This is a genomic window from Ornithinicoccus sp. (genome assembly GCF_057176825.1).
The window spans coordinates 451,353-474,462 of sequence record NZ_CM169976.1 but is presented as its reverse complement, the minus strand read 5'-3'; the positions used below and the strand labels follow the sequence as shown (position 1 = coordinate 474,462).

The window sequence follows — 23,110 nt, the reverse complement described above, 5'->3', positions numbered from 1 at the left end:
CTGTCATCCGGCGGATCCCAGTAGGCGCGCCATCGACCCCACCGCCCGGTCGACTGCCTGACGGCCGGCCGCGGTCGGCTCCTGGGAGTCGAACCCGTGCCAAGCGCCGGGCACCTCGATGTGCTCGATGTCGGCGTCCGCGGCGCGCGCCGCCGACAGGAACGCCTGCTGCCCCGGCACGAAGTCCTCGATCTCCCGCTCCACGGTCGTGAGCGCCAGTCGGTGACCGGCGAGTCCTGCCACGGCCTCGTCCGGCGAGGGCCAGCCGGGCAGGTGCGCCGACTCCAGGAGGGGGTAGGTCAGCGCCATGACGCCGAACCGGTCGGCGTGGCGCGCGAGCAGCGCCAGGGCCAACGGGCCGCCGGCCGAGAAGACCCAGAACGCTGTCCGTGCACCATCGACCTCGGGCCGTGCCGCCGCCTGATCCAACGACTCGAGGACGGTAGTGAGCGCCTCGTCGTAGTGGGGGCCGTGGGTCAGCTCGTGCTCGACCACCACGCTCGCCACGCCCCGCTCCGCCAGCGCCGAGGCGTACCCCCGGAACACCGGCCACCCCCGCGGGCCGACCTCCGGCGGCTCCCGGAGCATCCCCGGCACGAGGACCACGACCGGGAACGGTCCCGGGCCCTCGGGAAGGTAGAGGTCGGCGCGGTCGGACAGCGCCTCGCGCGCCACCTCCGGAACGTCGAGGACGAACGGGTTGAGGTATCCAGGGCGGTGCGCCATGACGGCTCCGTTCGGCGGGGGTCGGCTGGATCGGCATACGGTCCCGATCTCCACCGTGCCGTGCCGACCATGCGGTGTCGAGTCTTTTCTGCCCCCGGGAAGGTCGCCCGGTGCGCCGGGACGGGTGACCCTGGTGCCCGGGACACCGGGCGGCCGACCGTGGACCTGTCCACCCGTCCCGCACAGAGGAGCCCGCCATGGTGCTCACCCGGACCCGACCGTCCACCCGACTGACCCGACCGGCCTGGCTGCTGGTCGCCACGCTGCCCGTCTACATCGCCTTCCTCGTCGTGTCGGCGACCTTGCTGCGCCCTCGCGTGGAGTTGAGCTCCGCCGAGCTCTCGCCCGCCCAGATCGATGACCTCGGCGCCGGCTGGGTCGCGATCGCCGTGCTGTGGGTGCTGCCGCCCGTCCTGGCCGCGGGCGGGTTGGCCGGGGTAGCCCGCCACCTCCCGAGGACCCGGCTCACCCGGGCCGTTCCCTACCTGGCTGGGCTCGTGGTGGTGCTCGCCGTGGCCTACGTGGCCGTGCACCTGCTCGGCTTTGGCGTCGGGAGTCCGACGTGGGGGGAGAGTCCGCTGTTCGCGGCCGGCTTCGTGCTCAGCCTCCTGATCGGCTGGGTCGGCGTCCACCCCGCCTCGCTGGTGGTGCTCGGTGCCCTGATCCGGGCCCGGGTCGCCCGGCGCACGGCGATCGTCGTCGGGGTGATCTACGCCCTGTACGTGGCCGTGGAACTGCTGATCTACCTGCCCCTCCTGCTCGGCCCCGGCGACCTGACAGGGGCCGACGCAGGGTTGCCGCCGTTCCTGCTCGGCTTCTTCTGGGCCCTGGTGGGTGGTGCGCTGCTGCGCACCGGCGTACCGTCCGCAGAGTGACCACTCCATCGCGGGGTGTGTGCCCTCGGTCGCCCCGGGGTGACCTGGGGTGACCGTGGTGCCCGTCGTGGCAGCCGACCCGCTCCGGTGGCGGGTCGGCCGGGTCGGCGCGTATGCCGTGGTGTCGGTCTGCGTCCTCCTGTTTGTCGTCGGTCTGGTCGCGTGGGCCCGGAGCCCGGCCACGCAGCAGGCCGCGGTGTTGTGGCTGCTGCCCGACACCTGGTCCCCCTCCGTGCTCGAGGACGTCGTCGGCGACTCGGCCCTGACGATGCCGGTGCTGGCCACCTACTTCATGGTCCTCGACCTGACCTGGGCGGTCGCCGGGGTCACGGCCGCGCTGCTGGTGCTCCGCGGGGCACGCTCGTGGTTCCGGCTGTACCTGGGCTCCATCCTCGCGGTGTGGACGACCACGGGCGGGGCGCTCGTCGCGGTCTACGACGCCGGCGTCGGTGGGCCGCCCGCGCTGCTGGCCGAGATGCTCCTCGGGCTCGGGTGGTGCGGCGCGTTCGCCCTGGCCTACCTCTTCCCGGACGGTCGCTTCGTCCCCCGGTGGGGCCGCTGGTGCGTGCTCGCCCTGGCCCTCTACCTGCCCTGGGTGCTGCTCCTGGAGACCACCGGCCTCGCCAATGGCGTCGACAGCCTGGCGGCGGTGCTGCCCCTCTTGGTCATCGCCGGGACCGGCGCCTACGCCGCGGTCCACCGCTACCGGACCTCGCAGGACCCGGACCAGCGCCGGCAGGTGCGTGGCGTGATGGCCGCCCTCGTGCTCTGGCTCGGGGTCGTGCTGGTCCGGCTGCCACTGGCAGGGGTGCTGGACCAGACCACCGCCGCCAGCCTCGTCGGGCAGGCCGCCTACCAGCTCCTGAGTTTTGCCGCGGTCGTGCTGCTGTGCGCCTCGGTCGCGCTCGCGGTGCTCCGGCACCGGCTCTACGAGGTGGACGTCTGGGTCAACAGGGCGCTCGTCTACGGCACTCTGACAGCCCTCGTCGCCCTGGTGTATGCCGTGGCCGTCGCCGTCGGGGGGCTCGTCTGGCGGGGCAATGGATGGGCCGCGGCGCTGGTGGCCACCTGCCTGCTGGCGGTGCTGCTGCACCCGGTCCGGCTGCGGGTGCAACGCCTCGTTGACCGGTTCGTCTACGGCCACAGCCTGGACCCACACGCCCTGCTCGCTGACCTGCGAGAGTCCCGCGAACGGATCTTGCGGGCCCGCGAGGACGAGCGGGCCCGGCTCCAGCGCGACCTGCACGACGGGCTCGGCCCGACCCTGGCCAGCCTCTACCAGCGGGTCGACGCCGCCCGAGGGCTGGTGCGGCGGGATCCGGCCGCGGCCGAGGAGCTCTTGGAAGACGTGGGCATCAGCACGCGCGCCGTGATCGGGGAGATCCGCACCCTGGTGCGGGCCCTGCGGCCTCCTGAGCTGGACGAACTGGGCCTGGCCGGGTCGCTCCGGGCTGCCGCCGGTCGCATCGACGGCGTGCAGGTATCGGTGGAGATCGCGGACTTCCCGAGGATGGACCCGGTCGCGGAGATCGCGGCCTACCGGATAGCGACGGAGGCACTGACCAACGTGTCCCGCCATGCCGGCGCGGACAGCGCCCGGCTGCGGTTGGAGGGTGGCCCGCACGGGCTCAGTCTCGTGGTCCAGGACGACGGAATCGGCCTGCCGGAGCGGGTCACCCCCGGGACGGGCCTACGGTCCATGCGGGAACGTGCCGAGGAGCTCGGCGGCACCCTGGACGTGCACCGCGAGGCCGGGGGCGGGACCCGGCTCACCGCGCTGCTGCCATGGCCCGAGAGCGGGAACGCTCGTCAGTCGGGCGTCCGATTGGAGCGGGAGGCGCCTCGTGGGTGAGCCGATCAGGGTGCTCGTCGTCGACGACCACGTCTTCTACCGCGAGGGGATCAAGACGCTGCTGGCAGCCCGGTCCGCGGAGGTCGAGGTCGTCGGCGAGGCGGGGTCGGGCGAGGAGGCCATCGAGCAGGCCGATGCGCTGTCCCCCGACGTCGTCCTGATGGACCTGCGGATGGCCGGTATGGGTGGGCTGGCCGCCACCCGGGAGATCGCCGGGCGTGCCGCGGTCCTGGTGCTCACCATGCTGGAGGACGACACCGTGGTCCCCGCTCTAGGGGCCGGTGCCCGTGGCTACCTGCTCAAGGACGCCGGGGTGGACGACCTGGTGCGCGCCGTGCAGGCGGTCCACCGCGGCCAGTCCGTGCTCGCCCCGCAGGCGGCCGCGTGGGTGCAGCGCCAGCTCGCCGCCCCGCGCCAGGGTCCCCGTCCGTTCCCGGAACTCACCGACCGGGAGCACGACCTGCTCGCCGAGATCGTGCGTGGCCGGTCCACCGGACAGATCGCCCGCGACCTCGGGTTGAGTCAGAAGACGGTGCGCAACTACACCGCGACCGTGTTGGCCAAGCTGCACGTCCGCGACCGGGCCCACCTGATCGTGCGGGCCCGGGAGGCCGGGTATCCCAACCCCGACCCCTGACCAACCCGGCCTGGGCCCCGGTGTGTGCTCACCCGCGTGGGTCGACCAGCCCGCTACGGTGCGCGATCACTACGAGCTGCGCCCGGTCCCGGGCGTCCAGTTTGCCTAGCAAACGACTCACGTAGGTGCGTGCCGTGGCCGGGCTGATGAACAGGCGGGCCGCGATCTCGGCGTTGTTCAGCCCCTCCCCGACCCCGGTGAGGACCTCGATCTCGCGGGGTGCCAGGTGGGCGACCAGGTCGTGGTCGGTGCCGGTCCGGGAGCTCGCGGCCGCGCGCATCACGGTGGCGGTCACCTCCGGCGACAGCACCGGCCGACCGGCCGCCACCGCCCGGATCGCCTCCCGCAGGTCCTCGGGCGCGACGTCCTTGAGAAGGTAGCCCGCGGCGCCGGCCCGCAGCGCCTCGACGACCGTCTCGTCCTCGGCGAAGGTGGTGAGCACGAGCACCGATACGTCCGCCAGGTCGGGGTCCTCGGTGATCAGCTGCGTCGCGGCGATGCCGTCCAGCCCCGGCATCCGGATGTCCATGAGCACCACGTCGGGCCGACTCTCCCGCACCCGGGCCAGTGCCGCTCCGCCCTGGTCGGCCTCGGCCATGACCTCGATGTCGCCGTCGTGCTCGGCCAGCGCGGTCAACCCACTGCGCAGCAGGGGCTCGTCCTCGGCGATGACGACCCGGATCATCGGTCGACTCATCGGTCGACCTCGGTGCCGCTCGCGGCCTCATCTGGGTCGAGGGGTAGGGCGGCGAGCACCCGCAGACCCTCGTCCCCGGACGTGACCTCCAGCGTGCCGCCCAGCAGGGCGGCCCGGTCGCGCATCCCCGTGATCCCCTGCCCGGTGCGGCCCCGGTCCGGTCCCGCGGCGATTGCGCCCCGCCCGTCGTCGGCGACCTCCAAGCGCAGTTGCCCGTCCGCGACGCGGACCCCGATGTGCACGTGCTCGGCACGGGCGTGCCGCAGCACGTTGGTCACCGACTCCTGCACGATCCGGAACGCGGCGCCCGCGACCGGCCCCGGCACCTGCGTGTCCCCGAGTCTCCACGTCCAGGTCCACGTCGAGGCCGGCGTCGCGGGCCGCCTGCGCCGTGCGCGCGATCCCGTCGAGGGTCACCGGGGCGTGGCCGGTGTCATCCCGGTCCGAGCGCAGCGTGGTCAGGGTGCGTCGCAGGTCGGCGAGCGATGTCGAGGAGGCCTGCACCATGTTGTCCAGCGCTCGGGCCACACCCGCTTCGTCGCGCCCCAGTGCCTGCTGCGCGACCCGGGCCTGCACGGAGACCAGCGACAGCGCGTGCCCGATCGAGTCGTGCACGTCCCGGGCCAGCTTGGAGTCGCTGGGCCTCCAGCTGGCGGGCTGCCCGTTCCTGCTGGGCCGCCCGCTCCAGTCAGCAGTGCTCGCGCCTGCTCCTCCCGCAGGCGCCGCCGACCACGCACCATCAGGGCGAGCGCCACCGCGCACCCGATGAGCGCGGCGTTGGTGATGACGTCATAGGCCAGGACCGCGCTGGACTCCCCGTCCTGGATCCGGAAGTACAGCGAGACCCCGAGCAGCACCGAGCCGGTCACCGTCGCGATGGCCACGCGTCCCCGGTCCGCGGCGTTGTAGAACGCTCCGAACACCGGGACGGCCATGCCGATCGGCGGGTACCCGGCCGCGTAGTAGGCGAAGGTGCCCAGCACCGCCGCCACCAGCACCGCCACCGGCGCCGACCGAACGCAGCAGCAGGATCGCGCCGAAGCCCAGGGCGAACAGGTAGGGGCCCACGCCGGGCGTCGGTCCGTCGGCCGACCCCACGGCGATGATGAGGGCCACCGCGATGGCCTGCACGGCCGCCCCGAGGGGCGTGGAGCATCCACGCGGGCACATCCCCCGCCGGGGTCTCCCGTGCGGACAGGGCGGCGGGGTCCCCGGAGGCGGGGCTCCGTCGGGTCTCGGTGCTGGACACAGTGCCCCCATCGTGGCACCGACCGGGGTGTCCCGGGTACGTCGAAAAGCGACACCGGGTGTCTGCGGCAGGCGCAGACGCGTTCCGCGAAGTGACGATTTCGGACCGACAGGCCGAGTCTGCGGCCGGACCTAGCGTCGAATCATGAACACCACGACCACGCCACAAGGCATCCACTGGCCCCTTGCCGTCGGCCTGGGCGCCTTCGCCCTGATCCGCCCGCTCTTCTCGATCGTCGGCCTCACCGACGTCCTCGGCCAGCCCGGGACGTCCCTCACCCTGTCCGCCGTCATCACCGCCGTCTGGGTGTTGGCCGTCGGGCTCAGCCGGGTGCACCGACCTGTCGCCACCCTGGTGGCCGCCGGGATCGTGTATGCCGTGCTGGCCGTCCTCGTCAGCGCGATCCTGTCGCCGATCCTCAGCGGTGAACTGAAGGGACCCTTGACCACCCCGTTCGGGATCATCCCACTGCTGATCACCAACGCCCTCTGGGGCGTGATCGCCGGGGGTCTGGCGCTGCTGCTCCAGCGGGTGCGCGGTGACCAGCGGTGATGGATCACCCCTGCGCCACCGGTCCCACCCGCCGCACCGTGGTCCGGCTCGGCGCGCTGGCCCTGGGCGGGCTGGCCGCCCCGGCGCTGACGGGCTGCAGCGGCATCTTCCCCAGCGGTGGCGGCAACAACAGCACCGAGGGCAGCGCCGGGGGCCTGCTGGAGAGCGAGATCGACCTGCCGGAGCCGTTCCGCACCCCGTTGCCGGTGCCCGAGGTCCTGACGCCGGTGCGCACCGACGACACGACCGACTACTACGAGATCACCCAGCGGGTCGGCGCCGCCGAGATCCTGCCTGGCCGGACGACCGAGGTCTGGGGCTACGAGGGCACCTTCCCGGGCCCGACCCTGGTGTCTCGCCGTGGTCGCCGGACCGTCGTGCGGCACCGCAACGACCTGCCGGTGCCGACCGTCGTCCACCTGCACGGCGGGGTCACCGCGCCGGAGCACGACGGCTTCCCGACGGACCTCGTGCTGCCGGGCAGTGAGCGCGAGTACGTCTACGAGATGGATCAGCCGGCCGCGACGCTTTGGTACCACGACCACCGGATGGACTTCACCGGCCCGCAGGTCTACCGGGGCCTGGCCGGCCTGCACCTGGTCCACGACGAGCACGAGGAGTCGCTCGCGCTGCCGTCGGGAGAGCGGGACATCCCGCTGCTGGTCTGCGACCGGGCCTTTGCGGCCGACGGGTCGTTCGCCTACCCCTCGGTCGACGACTCGCTGACCGGTATGCCGGGGGTCACCTCGGACTTCATGAGCGGGGTGCTCGGCGACTGCATCCTGGTCAACGGGGCGCCCTGGCCGGTGCTCAAGGTGGCGGCGGTCCGCTACCGGTTCCGGATCCTGAACGCCTCAAACGCCCGTCGCTACCGGCTCCGGTTGGACGGCGGCCCCTCCTTCATCCAGATCGGCAGCGACCTGGGGCTGCTCGCGGCACCGATCGAGCACGAGGAGATCGACATCGCGCAGGCGGAGCGGTTCGACGTCGTCGTGGACTTCTCCGGGCACCGCGTGGGCGAAGAGATCACCCTCGTCAACGACCGCGGTCGCGGCTCCACCGCGGAGGTGATGCGCTTCGTCGTCACGCGGGAGGAGGCCGACGACAGCACGGTGCCGGACCGGCTTGCCGACCTGGAGACGCTGACCGAGGCGGACGCCGTCGCCGAGCGGGAGTTCGTCCTGCAGCGCGGCGGCGAGGAGGCCCACGGGATGACGCTGTGGACCGTCAACGGCGAGGCCTTCGGCCCCGACACGATCGTCGCGCGCCCCCGGCTCGGCACGGTGGAGAAGTGGACCATCCGCGGTCTCAACGTCGAGCACCCGTTCCACATCCACCTGGCGCCGTTCCAGGTCCTCTCCGCGAACGGGGACGACGAACCGGGGCCTTTCAACGCCGGGTGGAAGGACACCGTCAACCTGGACAACGGGGGCCGCGCCGAGATCCTGCTGCGGTTCGACGGCTACCGGGGGCGCTACGTCTTCCACTGCCACAACCTGGAGCACGAGGACATGATGATGATGGCCACCTTCGAGGTGGTCTGAACAGACGAGTGGTCGGGTAGCCCCCTCACCGCGGCTACACGTCGTCCGGGTCGTCCAGGATGAACCGCAGCCGCCGCAGGCACTCCTGCACGAACTCCGGCCACGTCGTCCAGTAGTACGGGACGCCCGCGAGCGAGATAGCCAGCGCCCAGGCCCGGGCCAGCAGTCGGGTGTCGTGTGGGATCGCCAGCTCCTCGGCATACGAGTGTCGTGCCGCCGCAGGCAGATCCCAGACGGCGGCGTGCTCGCACGTGGGGTCACCGACCGACAGGGCACCGAAGTCGATGACGCCCACCAGGCGGCCGTCCCGGGCGATCAGGTTGGCGGGCCTGAGGTCGGCGTGCATCCAGGTGTGCGGCTGCCCGGACGGCGGCCGAGACAGCGCATCCGTCCAGATCGCCTCCAGCCGCGAGAGATCCAGGTCGAGGCCGGGTAGTCCTCGGCAGGCCGCAAAGTCTGCCCGGACCGAGGCATCGAGATCGCCCAGCCGACCGCCGCGGTAGTAGCTGAGCGGGCCCTCGCGGCGGGTGCCCATCAGGTCGGTCCCGTGCAGCGCGCGGACGAACCGCGCGAGATCGGCGCCGAGCCGGTCGGCATCCTGGATCCTGTCGGCGTCCACGGGCTCCCCCTCGATCCACCGGTAGACCGCCCACGCGAACGGGTACTCGGGCCCCGGGGACCCCACTGCGATCGGAGTGGGGACTTCCACCGGCAGGTGCAGCGCGAGGCGGGGCAACCACCGGGCTTCCTTGGCTACGTCCTCGGCGGTTCGCGCAGTCCTCGGCAACCGCAACACGAACTCGTCGCCGAGGCGCACCATCCGGTTGTCCGACCCGTGGCCCGCGGGCCGCAGCGGCAGGTCGCGCCACTGCGGGAACTGGTCGTCGACGACCCGTCGGAGCGTCGGCTCGTCGATGTCGACTTCGTCCGGATGCAGGGTGCCCATCGGGTCGATCCAAGGCAATCGCGACCCTGCGGCGCAACGGGTTATCGGACGGGGTGACCGTCCCCGCACCCGTGCCTAACCTGGAGTATGCCGATGCTCACCCTGGTCAACGGCCCCCCGGCTCCGGCAAGTCCACGGTTGTGGCGCGGGCAGTGGACTCCCTGCCGATGGCGCTGGCGCTCGACGTGGACCTGCTGAAGCACTCCCTAGGCCGCTGGGACGAGCACCAGCCGGAGTCCGGTCTCGCGGCCCGGCGCCTCGCGCTGACCCTGGCCCGCGCCCACCTCACAGATGGACACGACGTGCTGGTCGGGCAGTACCTCGCCCGTACCCCATACATCGAGGAGTTGGAGGAGCTTGCTGGCGAGGTCGGCGCCCGGTGGTGCGAGGTCGTCCTCGACGTCTCGGCCGAGCGGTTGCGGCAGCGGCTCGCAGCACGCCGGGCCGACCCGCAGCGCCCGGAGCACCTCGTCAACGGACCGCTCTCGGCGCCCGACCATGCGGAGGACTACGTCGCCTCGATGGCCGAGCTCCGAGACATGCGACCCGCTGCGGTCGCGGTCGATGCGGACGGTGGTGTCGCGGCAACGGTAGGGCGCCTCCTGGCCGTCCTCCGCGACGCCTCCCCCTCTTGACAAGAATATTTGTCAAGAGCACGATGGGGCACATGCCCGACCGTTCGGTGGATGTGATCGATGCCCCCGCGGCGGCCATCGCGGCGCTGGACCCGGTGCGCTCGCGGCTGCTCGCAGAGTTGGGTGAACCCCGCTCGTCCACCGAGCTCGCCCGGGCTCTGGACCTGCCGCGGCAACGGGTCAACTACCACGTGCGCCAGCTCGAGGCCCGCGGGCTGGTGGCCGGTGCGGGCGAACGGCGCTGGGGCGGCATCACCGAGCGGCTGCTGGTGGCCACCGCCCGGTCCTACCTGATCTCGCCCGAGGTCCTGGGGGCCGCCGCGGCGCGACCCGACTCCGGCCACCATCCCGACCCCGACGACGGTCCCGACCCGGACGACCGTCCCGACCGACTCTCCGGCACCTACCTCGCGGCACTTGCCGGGAGGGTGTTGCACGAGGTGGGCACGCTGCTGCGCAGGTCGCGCCGGACGGGCAGCCCGGTCCAGACCCTGGCGCTCGACGCGGAGGTCACCTTCGCGACTCCCGACGCCCGGGCGGCGTTCGCCCGCGACCTGACCGAGGCGGTGACCGCGGTCATCGCGCGGCACCACGACGAGCACGCGGCAGGCGGTCGGCGGCACCGGCTGCTCGTCGGCGCCTACCCAGTACCCGAGGAGCAGACCCATGGTTGAGATCCGCACGTCCATCGACGATGAGGACGGCCGCTACCGCGCCGTGCTGGAGGTCACCGTCCCCGGCACGCCGGAGCAAGTGTGGGAGGCGATCGCCACCGGGCCAGGCATCGAGGCGTGGTTCGTGCCGGCGGACCTCGAGCCCCGGGAAGGGGGCCGAATCGTGACCCACCACGGGGCGTACGGCGACTCGGAGGGGGTCGTCACGGCATACGAGCCACCGCGACGGATCGCCTACGACGAGGCGGACTGGCAGGGCCCGGACGTGGCGGTCCCCGTCTGGAACACCGAGCTCCTCGTAGAGACGGTCTCCGGCGGCAGTTGCGTGGTCCGGCTGTCCTCCGGGTTCCTTGCCGGGGGCGACGAATGGCACGACGACGTCGACCACACCCTCGAGGGCTGGACGGGCGCGCTGCGGATCCTGCACCTGTATCTGACGTACTTCGCCGGACAGTCCGTGACCACCCTGCTCGTGCAGCAGGAGGTCGGGCCCGGACCGGGCCCGGGCGGCGCACCCTGGGACCTCGCCGGACTCGCGGGTCTGCGCACGGGGGCTGTGGGCGGGGAGGTCGCCACCGCAACGCCGGTGCCGCCCCTCGCCGGGGTCGTGGAGTACGTGGATGAGGACCAGGTCTACGTGCGCACCCAAGCGCCGGCGCCCGGGGTCGCAGGGTTCGTCACGATGGAGTACGGCGGCGTCACCTCCGTGGTGCTCCAGTGGTATCTGTACGGCGACGGGGGCGCCACCGCGCGTGACGAGCAGCGGCCGGCCTGGTCAGCCTGGGCGCGCGGCCTGGCGGAGCATCGTGACGTCCGTCGCTGACTGGCTCCGGGCGATATAGGGGATCTCGGCCATGTGGCGTCGCTCGTCAGCGGGAATGCGTCGCGCCAACTCCCCGGGCGACTCGGTCAGTGCCGCATACATCGCGGCGCCGTCGATGCAGAAGAGGTCGAGCAGCCGGGGGCGGCCGTCCGCACCGACCCGGACGTTGCCCGGATTGAGGTCGATCCCGTCGAAGTAGGGGATGCTCCGCGCGGCCTCTGTGGCCAAGTCCTCCGCAGCCTGCCGGACCTCGGCGAGCGCCGGATCGTCCCCCGCCTCCCAGGATGCCCGGACACGTGACCCGAGCCCCGTCGGGGCCTCGAGGAGGAAGTCCATGATGGTGAGCTGACCGCCGCCCGCGAGTCGGACGTCGGCCTCGATATGGGGCAGGTACGGCGACCCGCTCCGGCGCCGGCAGAGCTCGACGAAGACGGGATAGGCAGGGTCGAATGGCGCTACTCGCGCCGCGAGGCGGGCGTCGGGGGAACGCAGGGCGACGGCCCAGTCGCCCACTCCGCAGACGTTCCACCCGCTGGTGATGAGCTGCGCTTGCACCGCGCGGTGGTCCCGGCCGGTAGCCCAGGTGGAGAGGTCGTCGACGTCCGTCATGATGCCCAGTCAAACAAGGCTCATCCAGCGCGCGGCTGCTGGATGAGCGTCGGCAGGATGGGTGGGGGCGGCAGGTAGTCAGTGGGGGCCAGGTGGCAGGCACGGTCTCGCTCGCGGGCGAGGTTGCAGCGCTCGCAGAGGCCCTGGTTGCTCTCGAGATCGGTCGGCCCGCCCTCGGACCACCGGATGGGGTGGTCGGCGTGGCGGATCGGTGCCCCGCACCACGGGGTCCTGCAGTACTGGTCGCGGCTGATCAGGGTGGCCCGCAGGTTCGCGGGGAGGCGCCGTCGCCGGGAGTCCCGGGACGTGAGCTGGCCGGTCTGCGGGTCGGTGTAGAGCCGGCGCAGGTAGACCGTCGCGGCGCGGTAGGGGTCGCTGGGTGGAGGAGCACTGGGTGGTGGAGCACTGGGTGGTGGGCCACTGGATGGTGGCGGCGGGTCAGGTGCCTGGCGCGTGTCGGAGGTCGGCGCGGGAGGCTGGTGGGGCAGGGGTGTCCCGTGCAGCAGGGTGCAGGAGAACTTCATGCACCGTGGCCCGTCTGGGCACAGCGCGGCCTCCGGGTTGGTGGGGTGCGCTGCGGCAGAGTCCTCCCCGGTATGCCGAGTGCTTGCCCGGGCGTCCTCGCCTCGTGCCTCGTCGGTGGACGTGGAGTCCCCGCTTGGCGACGCGCTGGGGGATGTGGCTTCCCCGTCCTCGGGAGTTCGGGCCTGCGAGTCCGGTGTCTCGTCGGGATAGAGCAGGTCGCGGGCGGACTGCGCGGGGACCGGGCCGTAGCCGTTGAGGATCGCCGCAGCCGGGTCGCCGGAGAACAGCGAGGCATCGGTCATCACGAGCTGGACCTCGACGTCGACACCCTCGGCGGCGCTGCGGCCGGTGAGCCGGGCAAACAATTCGTCGGCCATGATCTGACCCCGGGAGCGCTCGTCGCCGGAGGCCTTGAGCGCCGTCGCATGGTCGGCCAGCGCCTTGTGGCACGCGATCGCCGCCGCTGCGGGCAGCCGGGCCGAGAGCAGCGCCATTACATCGGGCACGGGCCGCACCCACACGCCGCGCTCGGAGACGGCCTTGCGGGCACGCCGCACGAGGGCCTGCGGGTCGAGCTCCTGGGCCAGGGCACGCACCTCGGCCCGCACCTGCGTGGACGACATCCCGGCCACCCGGGGCGCGATCAGCTCGTCGATCCGGGCCCGGTGGTGCGGCTCCAGGCACACCGTCTCCTCGGTGACCATCCGGGCCGTCGCCGCATCGATGTCGCCATCGCTCACCGCCTGCAACATGCGGGGCATCTCTCCGACCAGCGCCCGCGCGGCCGTCAGCTCCCTGCTGGCCACGTAGGGCGAGGTCTTGCGGGTCAGCGCCAGGTCGTCGGCGACGGCCTTCCCCCGGCGTCGCGACGGCACGCCGCGTCGCGCCTGCTCGGCCACCTGCTCGGCGTGGAAGCGGGCGGAGAGACGGGCAGTCACCGCGGCCGCCGCGCGGGTCAGGTCCTCCAGCCCGCGCAGCGCGTCCAGCACCTCGTGATCGGGCACCGCGTCGGCGGCGGTCTGCTGCAATTGGGAACGGACCGCGGCCAACTGGCCGGTCAACGAGTCACGGGCTGCCGGGAGGGGTGCCGGCGCGGACGGCGATCGGTCCGCACTCTCGGACCCTTCGATCAGTCGCATCCACCCCACCCCCCGGTGAGACTTCCGGCCAAGACCCCTCGCCTCGACCTCTTGACCACACGTTACTCGCACAAACGTCCGAAGTCAAGCATTTTTCCGAACTTTGTCCGACATCATCAGGTCCAGCTCCATCCACCGTGCCAGGTCCTCGATCTCCTCCTGGATCGCCTCCGCCATGGCCCCGTCGAACGGCTCGTCCCGGTGCACGGCGTCCACCCGAAGCACCCCCGAGCCCACGTCTGCGGTGGCGTCGACCTTGCCCACCAGGCGATCGGCATACAGCACGGGCATGGCCCAGTAGCCCCACCGTCGCTTTGCCGCCGGCTTGAACATCTCGAGCTGGTAGTCGAACTCGAAGAGCTCGACCATCCGCTTGCGGTCGATCAGCAATCGGTCCAGCGGGGAGAGGATCGCGGCCCGCCCGACGAAGGGTTGGTCGAGCAGCTCGGGGTCGATCCGCCACCTGCCGCGCAGGCCGTCGACCACGGCCTCCTCGCCGACCTCGCCGACATCGTTGGGCTCGGTGGGCGCCTGCGTGGTGCGCGCGCGGGCGATGCCCAGGGCCCGGAGGCGGCGTTCCCGACGGACCCGGAGAGCCTCCTCGAGCGGGACGGCCGGCAGGTCCGGGTAGATGCGCGACGCCAGGTCCCACAGCCGTTCCCGCCCGTCCTGACCGGCAGTGGCGATCTCACCGCGCTCGACCATGAGGTCCAGGAGCATCCGGACGTTGCGGTTGTTGTTCCACCCCGAGGACCGCCAGGGGACCACGCAGGAGTCGGGCAGCTCGCTGGCGGGCAGGGGGCCGTCCTGTCGCAGCCGCTCGAGGATGTCGGCGTGGCACTCGGTGTTGGCCGCGATCCACCCCTCCTGCGCGATCCGCCAGGCGGGTGCGTCGACGCCGGGCCATGCCGCCATCTCGGCATAGAACAGCGCCATATCTTCCGCAGGCCGTGCGAAACCAGTCAGGTCGATGAGCTCGAGCCGGTCGAGTGCGTCGTCCAGCTCCGCCGGGTCGTATGCCGAGCCGAGCCGGCTCCACGCCACCAGTTGTGCGCTGGGTGCCCCGACGGGGCGGGCCGGGTCGAGCTGCAGCACGGTGAGCTGTCGGGCCACCGCCATCAGGTCGGGGAGCCGGTCCGCCGTCAGCGCCTGCGCCCTGACCGCAACCCGTCGGGCGTCCCGGCGGGAGAGTTGGTGCACCATGGACCGAGGGTATGCCGCGGGTCGTCGAGCCGAGGAGGGTGAGAGTCCTGTTCTCGCCACGGGAGAGGTCGGAGATCCGGGCTGCACTCGTGGCCAGGGCAGAGGCGGATCCGCGGATCGCGGGTGCTGCCCTGGTGGGCTCGGCCGCTCGGGACGCCGAGGACGAGTGGTCCGACATCGACCTGGTCCTGCAGCTGGACGAGGGCGTGGACGAGCCGGGCCTCGTCGAGGACTGGACGCGGACCGTCGATGAGGTGGGCGGGGTCGCGGACACGTTGGACGTCTTCGCTGGCAGCGTCCGATACCGGGTGTACTTCCTGCGGTCCTCCCTGCAGATCGACGTCTCGTTCTGGCCGCACGACGAGTTCCGCGCGACCGAGCCGTCCTTCCGCGTCCTGTTCGGGTCGCCGAACCCGCCGACGGAGCCCAGGGTGCCGGACACCGGGGAGACGATAGGGCGGGGATGGCTGTATGCCGTGCACGCCCGGTCCGCGGTGGGTCGGGGCAGGCTATGGCAGGCGGCCATGATGCTCGATGACCTGCGTGGCAGCCTGATCACCCTGATGTGCCTGCGCGAGGGACTGAACCCCTGGCACGGCCGCGAGGTGGACCGTCTTCCACGGCAGGACCGTGCGATCCTGCTGGAGACCCGGCCGCAGCACGTGACGCTCGAGGCGCTGGAGAACAGCCGGGTGGTGCTGACGCGGGAGTTCCTCGCGGAGGTGGCGCGCCACGATCGTGACCGGTTCCGGCGCCTGAGCGGACCCTTCCGGGCCCTCAGCGACCGGTCGGTGAGCGTCCGAACATCGAGCCAGGACGACCAGGAGGACCACACGTGAACACGCTGTCTCCGCGCCTGGCCGCGATCGTCGACGCCCTCCCGCTGGAGTCCGGGATGCGGGTGCTGGAGGTCGGCGGGGCGCCCGGGGCCGCGGCGAAGGAGGTGGCGGCCCGGATCGGCGACGGGCACGTCCTGGTCATCGACCGCTCCGCCAAGGGCGTGGCACTCATCGAGCGCAACGCCAGGGCAGAGATCGCGGCGGGGGTGCTCAGCGCCCGGCAGGTGGCCGCGGAGGACTTCGAGCTCGGACCGGACGAGGTGCCGTTCGACCTCGCGTTCGCCGTGCGGGTCGGCGCCCTCGACGGACGGCACCCGGAGGCCGGGGTGGTCGCACGCCGACGGATCGCAGCGGCGCTCGTGCCCGGCGGGCAGCTGCTCGTCGACGGGGGAGACCCGCTGCGCGAGGTGCCGCTGGAGTGAGGTTGTCAGGGGCGTATGCGAGGGTGGCGGCACCAGGAAGGACGGAGGGGAGCAGACCATGCGGATCCGCCTGACAGCCGCTGCCGCACTCGTTGCCGCCCTGGCCCTGAGCTCGTGCACCGACGACCCCGACGGGACACCCGAGGAGCTCGCGGACCAGGTGGCCGCGGCGCTGGAGTCCGGTGACTTCGCCGGGGTGCCCCTCAGCGGGAGTGAGGAGGCGCAGGCGCAGCGCGAGGTGGCCTACGAGGGGATGGGCGAGACGACACTCTCGGTGCAGGTCGGCGACGTCGAGGTTGTCGACGAGACGGCCACCGCCGACCTCACCCTCACCTGGGACGTCGGGGAGGAGGATCTCGTGCTCGAGGCACCGCTTTCGATGAGCGTCGTCGAGGGGGCGTGGAGCGCGACCTGGCAGCCGGACCTGCTCGGCATACCGGAGGGCCAGCGGTTGCGCCTCGAGACGGTGGCTGCGGAGCGGGCCGACATCGTCGACCGGGACGGCGAGCCGCTGCTCACCGAGCGGCCCGTCCGCAGATTCGGCATCGACAAGACGCTCGTCGAGTCGGAGGAGGCTGCCGCGTCGGCAGAGGCCCTGGCCGAGGCGGCCGGCATTTCGCCCGGCGACTACGCGGCGGCAGTGGAGTCGGCCGGACCCGAGGCCTTCGTCGACCTCATCACCTACCGCGAGGAGGACCCCGACGGAGCCGCGCTGGCGGCCGCTGCGGAGGACATCACGGGTGCCCGCGCCCTCGAGGAGGAGCAGGTGCTCGGCCCGAGCCGGACCTTCGCCCAGCCCCTGCTCGGCCGGGTCGGGCCGGTGACGCAGGAGATCATGGAGGCCGACCCGGAGCGCTACGCGGCCGGCGACGTCGTCGGGTCGTCGGGCCTGGCCGCAGCCCTCGAGGACGAGCTGGCCGGCACGCCGGGCACCCGGGTGGTCAGCGAGTCCGCGGACGGCGAGACTACCGAGACGCTGCTGGAGCAGGACCCGGCCGATGCGGAGGCGGTGCGGCTGACGCTGGACACGCGCCTGCAGGGGCTTGCCGAGGAGGTCCTGGCCGATGTGGAGCCCCCGAGCGCCATCGTCGCCCTCGACCACACCACGGGCGACCTGCTGGTGGTCGCCAACGGCCCGGGCTCCGAGGGGGCCGACACCGCCCTCGCGGGGCAGTACGCTCCAGGATCCACCTTCAAGCTGGTCACCTCCCTCGCACTGCTCCGCGAGGGGACGACCCCGGACAGCACGGTGGAGTGCACGGACTCGCTGGTGGTCGACGGCTACGAGTTCACCAACGTCGACACCTACCCCGCCGACCAGCTCGGGGAGATCCCCCTGGTCAGCGCCGTCGCGCACTCCTGCAACACCGCCTTCGTCGCCCAGCGCGGCGCGGTGCCGATGGACGAGTTTGCCGTGGCGGCCGCGGACCTCGGGCTGGGTGGGACCTGGGGTATGCCGGTCACCGCCTTCAGCGGGTCCGTGCCGGACAGCGCGGGGTCGGAGACCGAGCACGCCGCCTCGTTGATCGGGCAGGGCAACGTCCTGGCCTCCCCGGCCGCGATGGCGGGGGTGGTGGCCAGCCTTGCCCAGGGGCAGGTGGTCGTGCCCCGGATCCTGGCCGACCAGGAGCCGTCCGAAGGGGACGGTGAGACAGGGGGAGGTCTGAGCGCCGAGGAGTCCGAGGCACTGCAGGAGATGATGCGCGCCGTGGTGACCGAGGGCGGCGCAGACATGCTGGAGGACAACCCGGGCGAGCCGGTGCTGGCGAAGACGGGGACCGCCGAGTTCGGTCAGGACGATCCGCCGCAGACCCACGTGTGGATGGTGGCGATCCAGGGCGACCTCGCGGTCGCGGTGTTCGTCGAGGAGGGCTACCGGGGGTCGGCCACGGCCGGCCCGTTGATGGATGCGTTCCTGACCGACGCACAGGAGGAGTGAACGTGGCTCACCCGGAGATGTTCGACAGTGACGACCCCTACCTGCAGCGGTTGCGGGAGGTGTGCCTGGCTCTGCCTGGGGCCGACGAGAAGGTGTCGCACGGCCGCCCGAACTTCTTCACGCGGAAGGTGTTCGCCGTCTACGGCGGGGTGGTCAAGGGCGATCACGACCCCGAGCCGTACGGCCGGTCGGTGCTCTTCCTGCCCGAGGAGGCGGAGCGGCCTGCGCTTGTGGAGGACCCGCGGTTCTTCCTGCCCGCCTACTACGGGCCCTACGGCTGGCTGGGCCTGAACTTCCGGCCCGCCGGCAGCGTCGCGGCCGTCGACTGGACCGAGGTGGCCGAGTTGGTCGAGACCTCCTACCGGCTCACGGCGCCAGCGACGCTGGTGAAGGAACTGGACGCCGAGTCCTGAGGAGTGGGACGCGAGGTCCTGAGCCGTGGGCGGTCAGCCCTGGGGGCTCCCGACTGCCTGCTCGAGCTCCTGCACCGTGGCGCCGGCCCACCGGGCCACGCCCTCGACATACGTCTCCTCGCCACCTGCGATGACCTCGACCGCGGTCACCGACCATTCCTGCGGCCACCGCGGGTCGACGTGCCGGCGGTCACCCGGAGCGCCCGATGGTGAGATCGCGGCGCCCAGCAGGGCACGCCTGTTGTCCCGGAGCAGGACGTCGGTGGAGACCCGGTCGTGCACCATCCGCGCGACCGCCCCGCGGAGCCAGTCCAGGGCCTCGACGGTCGACCGCGATGGGTGCTGCAGCTGATAGGTGGCGACCGCGAAGAAGTGCGTGCGCCTGCCGATCTCCGGCTCGACGGAGGCCAGCAGCCCCGCCTCGATCGCCAGCAATTCGTGGACCCGGCTCCCGCAGTGGCCGTCGTCCGGCAGGGCTGCGCCGCACTCGTGGCACACCGGTCCGCGGGGCACTGACCGCATCACCCCACCGTAGCTCCCAGGCCCGGCGAGGTGTCGGGAACGCCGGAGGGTCCCCCTTCACCACGCGCGCAGGGCGCCGACCGACGAGACTGTCCCTGTGAGCACCACAGGGCAGGGGGCGCAGGTCGAGCCCAGTGGACGCACCGTCGCGGCTGCCGCGGTGAGTCTGGTCGTGGGCACGGTCTTCCTGGCGCTCGCGGTGCGGAGTGACCCGGGGGACCCGGTGTTCTTCCTCTGGACCGGAGCCGTCGCGGTGGTCTGGATCGCCGGCGCGACCCTGGTGGGCGCACCCGTGCCGCGAGGTCGGGGTCGGGTTGTCCCCGCCTTCCTGGTGGGCGTCGGGCTGGTGGTGCTGTTCCTGGCGGGAGCGGTGCTGGTCGCCCGCGTCCCGGCGCTGGCGGTGCCGGTCGAACGCCTGCTGGAGCACACGACGTCGGGTCCGCTGGCCGTGGTGTGGGTGGTCACGGTGATCACCGGAGTCTGCGAGGAGGCGTTCTTCCGGGGTGCCCTGTTCGCCACCCTGCCTTCCCGGTATGCCGTGTCCGGCACCGCGGTCCTGTACACCCTGACCACCCTCGGGACCGGTCTGCTGCTGCTCGGCCTGGCTGCGGCGGTCCTCGGAGTCGTCACGGGTCTGCAACGCCGCGCCACCGGAGGAGTCCTCGAGCCGGTCGTCACCCACCTGACCTGGTCGACCGGCATCCTCTTCCTGCTCCCCCCGGTCCTGGAGGCCCTCCGATGACACAACCCACGGCATACCGCCACCACACCGTCCTCGTCACCGGAGCCACCGGCTACATCGGTGGCCTGTTGGTGCCGGTGCTGCTGGGGCGCGGATACCGGGTGCGTGTGCTGAGCCGACACCCGGACGCGGTGGCAGCGCAGGCCTGGGGTGGGGCGGTCGAGGTCGTGGAGGGGGACGCTACGGATCGGGCAAGCCTGCGGCGGGCGCTGGACGGGGTGGACGTGGCGTACTACCTGCTGCACTCGATGGATGGCGCCGGTGACTTCCGTGACCGTGACGCCCGGATGGCGCAGGGCTTCGCCGAGGCGGCCCGGACCTCGGGGGTGGCGCGCATCGTCTATCTCTCCGGCCTGCATCCCGAGGGTGAGCTCTCGCCGCACCTGGCCTCGCGGGTCGAGGTGGGTCGGATCCTGATGGGGTCCGGGGTCGACACGGCGGTGCTGCAGGCGGCCGTGGTGATCGGCGACGGCTCTGCCTCGTTCGACATGCTGCGCCACCTCACCGCCAGGCTGCCGGCGATGGTGGCTCCGGTCTGGTTGCGCAACCGGGTGCAGCCGATCGCGGTCGGCGACGTCCTGCACTACCTGGCGGCCGCGGCCGACCTGGAGCCCGGCGTCAACCGCACGTTCGACGTCGGCGGCCCCGACGTGTTGACCTACGCAGAGATGATGCAGCAGTTCGCGCAGGTGGCCGGGCTGCACCGCCGGCTCGTGGTGACCGTCCCCGTCCTCACACCCGTGCTCGCGAGCCACTGGGTGGGTCTCGTCACCCCGTTGGACGCCGGGATCGCCAAGCCCCTCGTCGGGTCGCTCGTGCACGAGGTGGTCGTGCGCGAACGTGACCTCGACGTCCTCGTCGGACCGCCGCCGGGCGGGGCGACCGCATACCGGAAGGCAGTCGCCGAGGCGCTGCGCGACGCAGACCCCGACCCCTACCGCTGGGTGCCGACCGCCGTCGGGGCGACCGGGGTGGCCCTCGGTGCCCTGGCCGCGCTCGGCATGGCCTCCAGTGCGCGTGCCCGCGACCGCGCGGCTCGCGCCGCGGCCCTCGTGTGGGAGGACCGCACGGACTGACACCCGTGGCGTCGGTCAGTCCACGTCGGCGACCGCGGCGACGGCCTCGATCTCGACGAGTTGCTCGGGGTAGCCGAGCACCGTCACGCCGAGCAGCGTGCTCGGGACGGCGTGGTCGCCGAAGCGGTCGCGGTGCACCTGCCAGGCGGTCACCAGATCTGCCTGAGCAGTGCTGGCCACCAGGACCCGGGTCGAGATCACGTCGGTGAGCCCGGCACCGGCGGCTGCGAGCGCGACCTCCATGTTGTCTAGGCACTGCGCAGTCTGGGCCGCGTAGTCCCCGGGCGCGACCGTGCGCCCCGCCGCGTCGAGCGGGCAGGAGCCGGCCAGGAAGACCAGCCGGGTGCGGCCGGTCGTCGTCGCGGCGTAGGCGTACTCCGCGACGTCGCTGAGGCCGGGCACGTCGAGCAGGCGCACGGAGGTCGTCATCGCTCCAGGCTAGGTCAGCCTTCTACCCGTTCGTCGGTGACCGCCCATTGGGCGTTCGGCCTGCCTGCGCTGCGCCACGGCATCACGCCTGCCGGGACCCGCGGCCACCCCGAGGGTGAGTCCTCCCAGGCCTCCTGCCGGCCGAACACCGTCAGGTCCAGCAGCAGGTAGCTCCACATCGTCGGCTCGACACCCCGGTCGGTGCACCAGTAGGTCTCGTAGGCACGGTCACCGTCCCGCACGTAGCAGGCGAGGAACCCGAACCCGCGGCCCATGACCAGGTCGTCGGCGTCCCGCGCGGAGTACCAGGGCAGTCGATAACCCAGGAACTCGGCATACGGGGCGCTCTCCCCGTAGGTCCCCTCCGCGAGGACGGCCAGGGTCACGTCGCGGGCGTGCAGGTACTCCGGGGCCTGGATCTGCGAGGCGTTGAAGGTGCAGCCCGGGCACTGCCTCTCCCACGGCTCGCCGTCGTGCCACATGTGGAAGTAGGCGATCAACATCCGCCGTCCCTCGAAGACGTCCACGAACGGGACCTCGCCAGCCGGACCGACGACGGTGGCACCGGCCGGCACCTCGGTCATCGGCAGGGCGCGCCGGGCGGCGGCGATCGCGTCACCCTCCCGGGTGTGCGCCTTCTCCCGGTCGAGCAAGCCGGCTCGGGCCTGCTCCCAGGTCGCGCGGTCGACGACGGGTGGGAAGGCGGTGGCGTTGACGGGTTCGGTCGGCAGGTGCATCGGTGCTCCTCAGGTATGCCGTGTGGGGGCCGGGCGTGCCCGAAGGGACAGACCCGCCGCGCCAGAGGAACTCATCGCACCCGCGGCTACAGTGACCGTCGTGGCCCAGGAGACGGAAACCCCGGAGATCGAGTTCGTCCGCGAGTCCACCGTGACCCTCTACCGGGCGACGGCGTCCGACCTCGACGTGGCCCGCGCCGCGTGGGTCTCCCAGGACGCCGACGCCCACGAGAAGGAGCGCGAGGAGGGGCGGGTCGAGGGGCTGATCAACTTCCTGTGGCGCAACCGGCACACCTCGCCGTTCGAGCACGGCCAGTTCACCTTCGTGGTCGAGACGCCCATCTTCGTGGCCCGGGAGTTCATGCGGCACCGCACCTTTTCCTACAACGAGATCAGTGGCCGCTACACCGTCCTGCCGCACCGCTACTACCTGCCGCCGGCCGATCGGCCGCTCGTCCAGTCGGGCAAGTTCGGCTCCTACACCTTCGGCCCGGGCACGCCCGAGCAGGTGGCCCTCGTCGAGCAGACGGTGCGGGACTCGACGCGGGCCGCGCACACGGCATACGCCACGCTGCTGGACGCGGACGTCGCCCGCGAGGTGGCGCGCGACGTCCTCCCGGTCAGCACCATGACGACCTTCTGGGCCACCACCAACCCGCGCAACCTGATGCACTTCCTGGGTCTGCGCAGCGCCCCCGACGCCCTGCACGAGATCCGGCAGGTCGCGGCCGAGATGGAGCGCATCTTCGCCGAGACGATGCCGCTGACGCATCGTGCGTGGCGGGCCTCGGCGTCCGACTAGGGCGGGTGCGGGACTTTGGTCTCTGGTCAGCAGGGGCGGGGAGGTCTACCGTCGGAATAGTGCGGATCTGAGCCACTCTTCCGCCCAGGACAAAGGACGACCCGTGAACGTCTGGAACTTCTTCTGGCTCATCATCGAGCTCTTTCTCTTCTTCGCCTACATCGTCGTGCTGTTCCACATCATTGGCGACATCAGCCGCGACCGGGAGCTGTCGGGGGTGAAGAAGGCGCTGTGGGTGCTGGGCCTGCTGTTCGTCCCCTTTGTCACTGCACTGGCCTACCTGATCGTGCGCGGCGACGGCATGGCCACGCGCCAGCATGCCGCGGTCACCCGTGCCGTCGAGCAACAGGAGGCCTACCTGCGAGGGGTCGTCGGCACCGGTCCCGCCCAGGAGATCGCGGCCGCCAAGTCGTTGCTCGACTCGGGTGCGATCACCGACGAGGAGTTCAGCACGCTCAAGGCCAAGGCGCTGGCGTAGGTCACCGAAAGTCTTTTGACAAGCA

General features: G+C 72.2%; 26 protein-coding genes and 1 pseudogene. 16 read left to right on the top strand and 11 right to left on the bottom strand.

Annotated elements, in window-relative coordinates; translation table 11 throughout:
* Positions 1-3 precede the first annotated feature (3 nt).
* The gene (locus AC1QRC_RS02500) at positions 4-726 is read right to left on the bottom strand and encodes an alpha/beta hydrolase family protein (RefSeq protein WP_484205279.1); all 723 of its coding nucleotides are present in this window, start codon (positions 724-726) and stop codon (positions 4-6) included.
* Positions 727-923: 197 nt separating this feature from the next.
* Here AC1QRC_RS02500 and AC1QRC_RS02495 point away from each other — a divergent pair, with 197 nt between their 5' ends.
* From AC1QRC_RS02495 to AC1QRC_RS02485, 3 genes are read left to right on the top strand one after another with little or no spacing between them, the layout of a single operon-like run.
* The gene (locus AC1QRC_RS02495) at positions 924-1,601 is read left to right on the top strand and encodes a hypothetical protein (RefSeq protein WP_484205278.1); all 678 of its coding nucleotides are present in this window, start codon (positions 924-926) and stop codon (positions 1,599-1,601) included.
* A gap of 49 nt (positions 1,602-1,650) precedes the next feature.
* The gene (locus AC1QRC_RS02490; protein ID WP_484205277.1) at positions 1,651-3,453 is read left to right on the top strand and encodes a sensor histidine kinase; all 1,803 of its coding nucleotides are present in this window, start codon (positions 1,651-1,653) and stop codon (positions 3,451-3,453) included.
* Positions 3,446-4,090, top strand: coding sequence for a response regulator (locus AC1QRC_RS02485; RefSeq protein WP_484205276.1), 645 nt, complete (start codon positions 3,446-3,448; stop codon positions 4,088-4,090). The genes AC1QRC_RS02490 and AC1QRC_RS02485 overlap by 8 nt, the downstream gene beginning before the upstream one ends.
* Positions 4,091-4,118: 28 nt before the next feature.
* Here the strand turns inward: AC1QRC_RS02485 and AC1QRC_RS02480 are convergent, their stop codons facing one another.
* The 3 genes and pseudogenes from AC1QRC_RS02480 to AC1QRC_RS02470 all read right to left on the bottom strand — a co-directional run.
* Positions 4,119-4,787: a response regulator gene (locus AC1QRC_RS02480; protein WP_484205275.1), complete on the bottom strand. Its 669-nt coding sequence runs from the start codon at positions 4,785-4,787 to the stop codon at positions 4,119-4,121.
* On the bottom strand, positions 4,784-5,113 hold the full coding sequence (locus tag AC1QRC_RS02475; protein WP_484205274.1) for a sensor histidine kinase: 330 nt from the start codon (positions 5,111-5,113) through the stop codon (positions 4,784-4,786). Before AC1QRC_RS02475 ends, AC1QRC_RS02480 begins: the two co-directional genes overlap by 4 nt.
* Positions 5,114-5,288: 175 nt before the next feature.
* Positions 5,289-5,363 (bottom strand): annotated as a pseudogene (locus AC1QRC_RS02470) (hypothetical protein); the annotation flags it as partial.
* An 817-nt stretch (positions 5,364-6,180) separates the two neighbouring features.
* Here AC1QRC_RS02470 and AC1QRC_RS02465 point away from each other — a divergent pair.
* Both AC1QRC_RS02465 and AC1QRC_RS02460 read left to right on the top strand, forming a co-directional pair.
* Positions 6,181-6,588, top strand: coding sequence for a hypothetical protein (locus tag AC1QRC_RS02465; protein WP_484205273.1), 408 nt, complete (start codon positions 6,181-6,183; stop codon positions 6,586-6,588).
* A complete protein-coding gene (locus AC1QRC_RS02460) occupies positions 6,588-8,132 on the top strand; it encodes a multicopper oxidase family protein (protein WP_484206558.1) in 1,545 nt (514 codons plus the stop codon). The genes AC1QRC_RS02465 and AC1QRC_RS02460 overlap by 1 nt, the downstream gene beginning before the upstream one ends.
* A gap of 34 nt (positions 8,133-8,166) precedes the next feature.
* Here the strand turns inward: AC1QRC_RS02460 and AC1QRC_RS02455 are convergent, their stop codons facing one another.
* Positions 8,167-9,078, bottom strand: coding sequence for an aminoglycoside phosphotransferase family protein (locus AC1QRC_RS02455; RefSeq protein ID WP_484205272.1), 912 nt, complete (start codon positions 9,076-9,078; stop codon positions 8,167-8,169).
* Between the two features lie 71 nt (positions 9,079-9,149).
* On the opposite strand from AC1QRC_RS02455, the gene AC1QRC_RS02450 reads away from it, so the two are divergent.
* The 3 genes from AC1QRC_RS02450 to AC1QRC_RS02440 are packed head-to-tail and all read left to right on the top strand — an operon-like array spanning position 9,150 to position 11,210.
* Positions 9,150-9,713 carry an AAA family ATPase gene (locus AC1QRC_RS02450; RefSeq protein ID WP_484205271.1) on the top strand — a complete coding sequence of 188 codons (564 nt, stop codon included), beginning with the start codon at positions 9,150-9,152 and terminating at the stop codon, positions 9,711-9,713.
* A 32-nt stretch (positions 9,714-9,745) separates the two neighbouring features.
* Complete coding sequence (locus AC1QRC_RS02445) at positions 9,746-10,387, top strand: helix-turn-helix domain-containing protein (protein ID WP_484205270.1); 642 nt, start codon at positions 9,746-9,748, stop codon at positions 10,385-10,387.
* On the top strand, positions 10,380-11,210 hold the full coding sequence (locus AC1QRC_RS02440; protein WP_484205269.1) for an SRPBCC family protein: 831 nt from the start codon (positions 10,380-10,382) through the stop codon (positions 11,208-11,210). The genes AC1QRC_RS02445 and AC1QRC_RS02440 overlap by 8 nt, the downstream gene beginning before the upstream one ends.
* Here the strand turns inward: AC1QRC_RS02440 and AC1QRC_RS02435 are convergent.
* From AC1QRC_RS02435 to AC1QRC_RS02425, 3 genes are all read right to left on the bottom strand, one after another.
* Complete coding sequence (locus AC1QRC_RS02435; protein WP_484205268.1) at positions 11,163-11,819, bottom strand: hypothetical protein; 657 nt, start codon at positions 11,817-11,819, stop codon at positions 11,163-11,165. The genes AC1QRC_RS02440 and AC1QRC_RS02435 overlap by 48 nt on opposite strands.
* A gap of 20 nt (positions 11,820-11,839) precedes the next feature.
* Complete coding sequence (locus AC1QRC_RS02430) at positions 11,840-13,483, bottom strand: HNH endonuclease (protein WP_484205267.1); 1,644 nt, start codon at positions 13,481-13,483, stop codon at positions 11,840-11,842.
* A gap of 84 nt (positions 13,484-13,567) precedes the next feature.
* Positions 13,568-14,686: a DNA glycosylase AlkZ-like family protein gene (locus tag AC1QRC_RS02425; protein WP_484205266.1), complete on the bottom strand. Its 1,119-nt coding sequence runs from the start codon at positions 14,684-14,686 to the stop codon at positions 13,568-13,570.
* Positions 14,687-14,775: 89 nt separating this feature from the next.
* On the opposite strand from AC1QRC_RS02425, the gene AC1QRC_RS02420 reads away from it, so the two are divergent.
* From AC1QRC_RS02420 to AC1QRC_RS02405, 4 genes are read left to right on the top strand one after another with little or no spacing between them, the layout of a single operon-like run.
* Positions 14,776-15,525, top strand: coding sequence for a nucleotidyltransferase domain-containing protein (locus AC1QRC_RS02420; protein WP_484205265.1), 750 nt, complete (start codon positions 14,776-14,778; stop codon positions 15,523-15,525).
* Positions 15,522-15,947 (top strand): SAM-dependent methyltransferase, encoded by a 426-nt coding sequence (locus AC1QRC_RS02415; protein ID WP_484205264.1) that lies wholly within the window; start codon positions 15,522-15,524, stop codon positions 15,945-15,947. Before AC1QRC_RS02420 ends, AC1QRC_RS02415 begins: the two co-directional genes overlap by 4 nt.
* Positions 15,948-16,005: 58 nt before the next feature.
* Entirely contained in the window at positions 16,006-17,886 is a 1,881-nt protein-coding gene (locus AC1QRC_RS02410; RefSeq protein ID WP_484205263.1) for a penicillin-binding transpeptidase domain-containing protein, read from the top strand.
* Positions 17,887-17,888: 2 nt separating this feature from the next.
* The gene (locus tag AC1QRC_RS02405) at positions 17,889-18,299 is read left to right on the top strand and encodes an MmcQ/YjbR family DNA-binding protein (RefSeq protein ID WP_484205262.1); all 411 of its coding nucleotides are present in this window, start codon (positions 17,889-17,891) and stop codon (positions 18,297-18,299) included.
* A gap of 33 nt (positions 18,300-18,332) precedes the next feature.
* Here AC1QRC_RS02405 and AC1QRC_RS02400 read toward each other — a convergent pair whose 3' ends face one another.
* Complete coding sequence (locus AC1QRC_RS02400; RefSeq protein ID WP_484205261.1) at positions 18,333-18,821, bottom strand: DUF5946 family protein; 489 nt, start codon at positions 18,819-18,821, stop codon at positions 18,333-18,335.
* Positions 18,822-18,918: 97 nt separating this feature from the next.
* Between AC1QRC_RS02400 and AC1QRC_RS02395 the strand changes: the two genes are divergently transcribed.
* Together AC1QRC_RS02395 and AC1QRC_RS02390 are read left to right on the top strand one after the other, a co-directional pair.
* The gene (locus tag AC1QRC_RS02395) at positions 18,919-19,563 is read left to right on the top strand and encodes a CPBP family glutamic-type intramembrane protease (RefSeq protein ID WP_484205260.1); all 645 of its coding nucleotides are present in this window, start codon (positions 18,919-18,921) and stop codon (positions 19,561-19,563) included.
* Complete coding sequence (locus tag AC1QRC_RS02390; RefSeq protein ID WP_484205259.1) at positions 19,560-20,639, top strand: NAD(P)H-binding protein; 1,080 nt, start codon at positions 19,560-19,562, stop codon at positions 20,637-20,639. Before AC1QRC_RS02395 ends, AC1QRC_RS02390 begins: the two co-directional genes overlap by 4 nt.
* Before the next feature lie 15 nt (positions 20,640-20,654).
* Here the strand turns inward: AC1QRC_RS02390 and AC1QRC_RS02385 are convergent, their stop codons facing one another.
* Together AC1QRC_RS02385 and AC1QRC_RS02380 are read right to left on the bottom strand one after the other, a co-directional pair.
* Complete coding sequence (locus AC1QRC_RS02385) at positions 20,655-21,068, bottom strand: RidA family protein (protein WP_484205258.1); 414 nt, start codon at positions 21,066-21,068, stop codon at positions 20,655-20,657.
* A 14-nt stretch (positions 21,069-21,082) separates the two neighbouring features.
* Positions 21,083-21,805, bottom strand: coding sequence for a DUF899 family protein (locus AC1QRC_RS02380; RefSeq protein WP_484205257.1), 723 nt, complete (start codon positions 21,803-21,805; stop codon positions 21,083-21,085).
* Positions 21,806-21,905: 100 nt separating this feature from the next.
* Here AC1QRC_RS02380 and thyX point away from each other — a divergent pair, with 100 nt between their 5' ends.
* Both thyX and AC1QRC_RS02370 read left to right on the top strand, forming a co-directional pair.
* Positions 21,906-22,607, top strand: coding sequence for an FAD-dependent thymidylate synthase (thyX, locus tag AC1QRC_RS02375; RefSeq protein WP_484205256.1), 702 nt, complete (start codon positions 21,906-21,908; stop codon positions 22,605-22,607).
* Between the two features lie 103 nt (positions 22,608-22,710).
* Positions 22,711-23,085 carry an SHOCT domain-containing protein gene (locus AC1QRC_RS02370; RefSeq protein ID WP_484205255.1) on the top strand — a complete coding sequence of 125 codons (375 nt, stop codon included), beginning with the start codon at positions 22,711-22,713 and terminating at the stop codon, positions 23,083-23,085.
* Positions 23,086-23,110 lie beyond the last annotated feature (25 nt).

What these genes read in the sequence shown, in the direction of transcription:
- AC1QRC_RS02500 (WP_484205279.1), bottom strand. Translation starts at nt 726, where the DNA reads ATGGCGCACCGCCCTGGATACCTCAACCCGTTCGTCCTCGACGTTCCG.
- AC1QRC_RS02495 (WP_484205278.1), top strand. Translation starts at nt 924, where the DNA reads ATGGTGCTCACCCGGACCCGACCGTCCACCCGACTGACCCGACCGGCC.
- AC1QRC_RS02480 (WP_484205275.1), bottom strand. Translation starts at nt 4,787, where the DNA reads ATGAGTCGACCGATGATCCGGGTCGTCATCGCCGAGGACGAGCCCCTG.
- AC1QRC_RS02465 (WP_484205273.1), top strand. Translation starts at nt 6,181, where the DNA reads ATGAACACCACGACCACGCCACAAGGCATCCACTGGCCCCTTGCCGTC.
- AC1QRC_RS02460 (WP_484206558.1), top strand. Translation starts at nt 6,588, where the DNA reads ATGGATCACCCCTGCGCCACCGGTCCCACCCGCCGCACCGTGGTCCGG.
- AC1QRC_RS02455 (WP_484205272.1), bottom strand. Translation starts at nt 9,078, where the DNA reads ATGGGCACCCTGCATCCGGACGAAGTCGACATCGACGAGCCGACGCTC.
- AC1QRC_RS02445 (WP_484205270.1), top strand. Translation starts at nt 9,746, where the DNA reads ATGCCCGACCGTTCGGTGGATGTGATCGATGCCCCCGCGGCGGCCATC.
- AC1QRC_RS02440 (WP_484205269.1), top strand. Translation starts at nt 10,380, where the DNA reads ATGGTTGAGATCCGCACGTCCATCGACGATGAGGACGGCCGCTACCGC.
- AC1QRC_RS02435 (WP_484205268.1), bottom strand. Translation starts at nt 11,819, where the DNA reads ATGACGGACGTCGACGACCTCTCCACCTGGGCTACCGGCCGGGACCAC.
- AC1QRC_RS02430 (WP_484205267.1), bottom strand. Translation starts at nt 13,483, where the DNA reads ATGCGACTGATCGAAGGGTCCGAGAGTGCGGACCGATCGCCGTCCGCG.
- AC1QRC_RS02425 (WP_484205266.1), bottom strand. Translation starts at nt 14,686, where the DNA reads ATGGTGCACCAACTCTCCCGCCGGGACGCCCGACGGGTTGCGGTCAGG.
- AC1QRC_RS02410 (WP_484205263.1), top strand. Translation starts at nt 16,006, where the DNA reads ATGCGGATCCGCCTGACAGCCGCTGCCGCACTCGTTGCCGCCCTGGCC.
- AC1QRC_RS02400 (WP_484205261.1), bottom strand. Translation starts at nt 18,821, where the DNA reads ATGCGGTCAGTGCCCCGCGGACCGGTGTGCCACGAGTGCGGCGCAGCC.
- AC1QRC_RS02390 (WP_484205259.1), top strand. Translation starts at nt 19,560, where the DNA reads ATGACACAACCCACGGCATACCGCCACCACACCGTCCTCGTCACCGGA.
- AC1QRC_RS02385 (WP_484205258.1), bottom strand. Translation starts at nt 21,068, where the DNA reads ATGACGACCTCCGTGCGCCTGCTCGACGTGCCCGGCCTCAGCGACGTC.
- AC1QRC_RS02380 (WP_484205257.1), bottom strand. Translation starts at nt 21,805, where the DNA reads ATGCACCTGCCGACCGAACCCGTCAACGCCACCGCCTTCCCACCCGTC.